The organism is Chryseobacterium sp. PMSZPI (assembly GCF_002835665.1).
Classification (GTDB): Bacteria; Bacteroidota; Bacteroidia; order Flavobacteriales; family Weeksellaceae; genus Chryseobacterium.
Genome location: NZ_PIZV01000019.1, coordinates 1 through 6,200, shown reverse-complemented (window position 1 = coordinate 6,200; position 6,200 = coordinate 1). Strand labels below are relative to the sequence as shown.

At 36.3% G+C, this 6,200-nt stretch carries 5 protein-coding genes; all 5 read right to left on the bottom strand.

The annotated features are described in order from the left end of the window. Positions 1-1,724, bottom strand: a 1,724-nt coding sequence (locus CW752_RS04335; protein ID WP_148665634.1) for a TonB-dependent receptor plug domain-containing protein, incomplete at its 3' end; no start/stop codon positions are given. 208 nt (positions 1,725-1,932) lie between these two features. After that, on the bottom strand, positions 1,933-2,793 hold the full coding sequence (nadC, locus tag CW752_RS04330; RefSeq protein WP_101238541.1) for a carboxylating nicotinate-nucleotide diphosphorylase: 861 nt from the start codon (positions 2,791-2,793) through the stop codon (positions 1,933-1,935). A gap of 11 nt (positions 2,794-2,804) precedes the next feature. Next, positions 2,805-4,376, bottom strand: a complete 1,572-nt coding sequence (nadB, locus tag CW752_RS04325; RefSeq protein ID WP_101238540.1) for an L-aspartate oxidase — start codon at positions 4,374-4,376, stop codon at positions 2,805-2,807. 30 nt (positions 4,377-4,406) lie between these two features. Next, entirely contained in the window at positions 4,407-5,033 is a 627-nt protein-coding gene (locus CW752_RS04320) for an NAD(P)H-dependent oxidoreductase (RefSeq protein ID WP_101238539.1), read from the bottom strand. Positions 5,034-5,133: 100 nt separating this feature from the next. Next, on the bottom strand, positions 5,134-6,200 hold a 1,067-nt coding region (locus CW752_RS04315; RefSeq protein ID WP_133121649.1), incomplete at its 5' end, for a T9SS type B sorting domain-containing protein.

The window sequence follows — 6,200 nt, the reverse complement described above, 5'->3', positions numbered from 1 at the left end:
TGTTCGTCAATATTATAGTTTGCTCCTCCTTTAATATTATAACCAACAATATTTTTAAATCCTGTTTTTGCATTTAAGGCTGGATTCGTTGCAGTTGCTTGTATTAAAGTTGGGTTTGTAGCAGAAGTGGCATATCCTGCAATAGCACCATTTAATAGTTGTTGACCATCTACTAAGAAGTTATCAATCCTTTGAAAAGCTTGGTTTGAAATAGCTCCCTGAACATATGCCGTGAATTTATCTGTTGTATATTCTACTTGTCCGAAACCTCCATACCAAAGCACCTCTCCATCATTACTATAACCTATTCTATCACTCATCGGTGCTAATTTACCTCCGAAAGGATTCCAAGAAGCATCTGCTTTATATGTGGATGATACATAGTTAGGGTTTATTGTATAAACATTACTACCATTTGGTCCTCCTAGGTTTTTGTTTGAAGAATCTTTGTAAGAAGCACCACCTAATAGATCACTCACCACCTGATAGTGGTACCCGTAGTAATATCTTCCATCAACTCCAACGTTAAAACTTAAATTATCATTTATTTTGTGGTTGAAGTTAGAAACAATACCAAACCAGTTGTGTGAGTTAATTGATGAGTTTCTTATAAGAATGCCCTTATCAGCAGTAGAACCTTGGTTAGATGCAAAAATAGCGTCTACATTATAAATTCCGTCAGAATTAACAAAAGAGTTTAAATTTTTTCCGTTAGAAGTTCCAGTTGTACTTGTTCCACCTCCTCTACCAAAAGAAGCATATCCTACAGTACTAAGTTTTGATTTTTCACTGATTGTCCAATCCCAGTTGATTGACATTACAGGTTTATGATAATAATTTCTTCTGAAACTATATTCTCTACCATTTAAGTATCCCCAGTCCGGATTATATGTTCTGTCTGGAGTGCCATCATGATCTGGATTATATTTTATATAATTCTGAATTGGAATATATGAATATCTTTGATTGTGAGCTTGAGGAGCACCTGTAATTGTAAACTGGAAATCATGATTTCCCCCAGGTTTTTTATATCCTAAAGCGAAGTAATAATTATATCCTTCAAATTCTGTCCCCTGAACATACATACTTCCAGCTGTTCTTCCTAAGAGGAAAGATGAAGACCATCCTTTGTCAGATTTACCGGTATTGTAAGCAAATACTGTCTTTAGGTAATCATTGTTTCCAACTGTTGTGGAAATAATACCTCCAGCTTTTTTATCTGCTGCTCTTGTTACAATGTTTACAGTACCTCCAACAGATGAAATTGCTAATTTAGAAGATCCAAGCCCTCTCTGTACTTGCATTACAGATGTAACGTCAGATAATCCCATCCAGTTTGACCAGTATACAGAACTGTTTTCCATATCATTAACAGGCATACCGTTAACCATTACAGCAATGTTCTTTTGGTCAAAACCTCTGATTGTTAATTTGGAATCTCCAAATCCACCACCACCTTTAGTAGCATAAACAGATGGTGTTGTGTTTAGGATTTCAGGGAATTCCTGATTTCCTAATCTTTCAACAATTTGTGCTTCCTTAATTGTTGAAACTGCTACTGGTGTCTTTCTATCTTTAGCAATATCAGCAACACCAGTTAAGACAACTTGTTCAATATCATTGGATTTTGTTTTAACAGTATCCTGAACTTGTTGAGCATAATAGACACTAGCTGTAGATAAAGTAATTACTGCAGATAGCATCGATTTGTTGATTAATTTCATAATCGTTAGTAATAATTAGATTTAATTTTCTGCAAAATTCGCAAAATTAAATTTAACTATTATTAACTCAATGTTAATTTTTAATCAGTCTTAATAATATTAAGATGTTGATTTTCAATTATCTAAATAAAAATTGAATTTTTGCATGAAAAAAGTCATGTTATTGAATTTTTAACAAAATGGTTGTGTTTTTATTAAAAACACAACGCTATTTCACCGCTTTGAGACTCAAATCGATATTTTCAGCAGAGTGAGTAAGGGCTCCTACAGAGATGTACGTTACACCGGTAGATGCAATTTCTTTAAGCATATCACGGGTGATTCCACCGGAAGCTTCGGACTCACATGACCCATTAATCATTTGTACAGCTTCCTTCATTGTTTTCACATCCATATTGTCTAACATGATTCTGTCAACTTTTGCATTGATGGCCTCCTGGACTTCTTTAAGATTTCTTGTTTCAACTTCAATTTTTAACTTTTTCTTGGTCTTTTTAACATATTCCTTAGCCATTTTTACGGCATTTGTAATGCTTCCGTTATAATCAATATGGTTGTCTTTTAGCATAATCATATCATAAAGACCATATCTGTGATTGGTTCCGCCACCTATGGCAACAGCCCATTTTTCACACATTCTGAAATTTGGAGTTGTTTTTCTTGTATCTAAAAGTTTGGTTTTTGTACCCACTAGTCTTGAGTCCCATTCATGAGTAAGGGTTGCAATTCCACTCATTCTCTGCATGCAATTAAGAACAAATCTTTCTGTAGAAAGGATTGATCTTGCACTTCCGGTTACAATAAGAGCTACATCTCCTACTTTACAAGGCGTTCCATCTTGAATAAAAGTTTCAATCTTAAGGTTTTTGTCAAAAGTTTTGAAAATAATTTCTGCTAATTCTACTCCTGCAAGGATGCAATTTTGTTTTACAAGTAGTTTAGCACTTTGCTCAAGGTCTTCCGGGATAGTGGAAAGCGTAGAATGATCTCCATCCTGAATATCTTCTTCAAGGGCATTTTTTATGAATGTTTTTAATGCTTTATCGGTTACGTAGCTTGGTCTTTTCATTGTATTTGATTTTATGCTAAATCTTTATTGTAAAATGCTCCTTTATTTTCTTTCATTTCCATAGATTGGATGATGATAAGGTGGGCAACAGTCGTCAGATTTCTTAATTCTGACAATTGAGGAGATAAAATAGAGTAGTGGTAGATTTCATCAACGGCTGCCGCAATCTCTTGGTGTTTTTGCAATGCCATATTGAGACGTCTGTTACTTCTAACGATACCTACCAGGTCACTCATCATTTCCTGAAGTTGCTTTCTGAGATAGCTGATAATTACCATTTCGTCCATGATTTTCATTCCTTCTTCATTCCATTCCGGAACGGCTTTCAGGTCGTCAAAGTTGAAGCTGTTTTCATTCAGTAACGCTACTGTTTTCATCGCAGCATTATGTCCGAAGACAAGTCCTTCAAGTAAAGAATTTGATGCAAGTCTGTTGGCCCCATGTAGTCCTGAGTTAGTACATTCTCCCACCGCAAAAAGGTTTCTAATGGAAGACTGTCCGTCTCTGTCTACTTCAATACCTCCCATTAAATAATGGCAGGCAGGTACGACTGGGATGAGTTGGGTGAATGGGTCGATTCCTTCGTCTTTACATTTTTTATAGATGTTTGGAAAATGTTCCAAAAATTTTTCCTGATTCATTTCACGACAATCCAATCCTACATATTCATCTCCTGAAATTTTCATTTCATTATCAATGGCTCTGGCCACAATATCCCTTGAGGCTAATTCTTCACGCTCATCATATTTATGCATGAATTTTTCTCCCCTTTTTGTTCTCAATTTCGCTCCATCTCCTCTTACAGCCTCGGAAATAAGAAATAACATTCCATCAATCTTGTTATACAGGGCAGTAGGATGGAATTGATAATATTGCATATTGGAAACTTTCCCTTTGGCTCGAGCTACAAAGGCAATTCCGTCTCCTGTAGCAATGGTTGGATTGGTTGTGTTTTTATAAACATGCCCGGCACCTCCGGTAGCAGCTAATGTAATTTTTGACGTAATTTTCTTAATTGTTTTGGATTTTTCATCCAGAATATAGGCACCATAACAATGAATGTCCCCTTCATTCAGTTCTTTCCCGGGAACATGGTGTTGGGTAATGATATCAATAACATAATGATGATCCAGGATTTCAATATTGGGGCTATTGTTGGCTGTTTCCAATAATGCTCTTTCAATTTCGAATCCGGTGATATCTTTGTGGTGAACAATTCTGTTTTCGGTATGACCGCCTTCACGTCCTAAAGCAAATTTGCCATTTTTCATGTCGAACTGCGCCCCCCATTCTACAATTTCATTGAACCTTGCAGGAGCCTCCTTTACAACCATTTCGACAACATCTCGTTTGTTTTCGCCATCTCCGGCACGCATGGTGTCTTCAATGTGCTTTTCAAAATTGTCTTTTTGAAAATCTGTGACTACAGCGAGTCCTCCTTGTGCGTATTTGGTATTACTTTCGTCTTCATCAGACTTGGTTACGATAATGATTTTGGCATCAGGGAGTTGTTCAGAAACTTTAATGGCATAGGAAAGTCCGGAGATACCGGAACCGATTACTAATACATCCGCTTTTATCATATGCTTGCTTTAGGTACAATCGTTTAAATATTAAATAAATTTAAACAATTTTTCGTTTGGTTTTCTTACTTTTTTCATGTGTTGGAAGAGATCTTCTTCGGAGCGGTAGCCTAAAGCGAGGGTAACGGTTACTTTTTCTGTTTCAGGATTTATATTCAATATCTCTTCAATCAGGTCCTGTCGGAAGCCTTCCATTGGGCATGTGTCTACATTTTCTATAGCAGCGGCGTACATAAGATTAGCCAATACTATATAAGATTGTTTTTCTGCCCAGTTGAAAATTTCATCCTGTGTTTTTTGAGTAATATGTTGGTGTATGCTGTTCTTGAATGGAATAAGCGTTTCAATAGGAGTTTGTCTTACTTCGGAAATATGGTTGAAATATCCTCGTATATAATTTTCCTCAATATTTTTTTTTGAAATAATAACAATGAGATGGGAACATGTTGAAATCTGTGAGGGATTATAAAAGGCAGGGATTAATTTTTGTTTCATCTCTTCGCTTTCAACAACAACTATTTTATAAGGTTGAAGCCCCAGTGAACTGGCTGATAGTTTTCCCGACTCAAGAATATTATGTAAAGTTTCCTGAGGAACGATTTGATTATTAAATTTTTTCACAGAATACCTTCTGCTTAAAGCTTCCAAATAATGCATACGACAAATTTAAGAATTGAACGCGAATAAAATGGTCTTAAATAATACAAAAATCACCCCAAATAATGAGGTGATTCTTTTGAAATGAATAAAGGGGTAATTAATCTCTATTTTTTACCACAATCCAGCCTGAAAATTGAATCGGAGTGTTAGTATCGTTGTTTTCATTCCATGAGATAGAATACCAATAATTTCCTGTAGGGACATTTCTGCTGCCACGAGAAGTTCCGTTCCATTTGTATCCATTGGTTTTATCTGCCTGAAATATTTTAGATCCATATCTGTCGAAAATGGCTATTTCCAGATTCTTTTTATTGGATAATGCAGAATAATCAATCATGTCATTGATGCCATCGCCATTAGGTGTAATGACATTGATGAGGTTAGGAACAGTGATATTGATTTCAATAGGCTCGCAATTGTATGCGTCTTTTACGAATATCTTAGCTTCACCTCTTACAACATTGGTGAATACATTTGAGTCCTGCCAAATGATATTATCCATTGAATATTGGTAAGGCGGTGTTCCTCCATTCACATATACTGTAACTTTTGCTTCCGAAATGTCAATGCTACTTACTACCGGATGTTCGGAAGGATATACAGTAACTTTTTGGGTGACTGTACATTCGCCGGTTTTAAGCTTTACCCAGTAAATACCAACTCCAACATTACTAATGGATTGAGTTACAGCTCCGGTGCTCCATTCATAACTTTTGAATCCGGGACCTGCATCCAATGTTGTTTTGTCTGTCATGCATATGGTTTTATCCTTCAAAATCGTTGAATAAACCGGAGGAATTACTGTTAAAGTCACTTTGGCGACTGAAAAACATCCATTGCTAGTATTGATGACCTTGATATAAGCGACACCAGTTGGAGCAACATATGTTATAGGATTGATAATTTCATTGGTGCCGTTCATAGCGTCGGTTAGGGATGGATAGTATTTTTTTGTAGTGCCGGCTTGAGTCGTAACCGGAACACCGGTAAGGTTGAAAGTTGCAGTAGCAGGATTGCTCTCAATAAAGCAAGACCTGATTTCTGCATCATTTACCGTGACGGTCGGATAAATATTGAGGGTGATTTGAGAAGTGCTTACACACCCTTGTGGTGTAATTATCTTTACAAATACACTTCCGGCCGGAGACGGATAAGCTGTGGGAT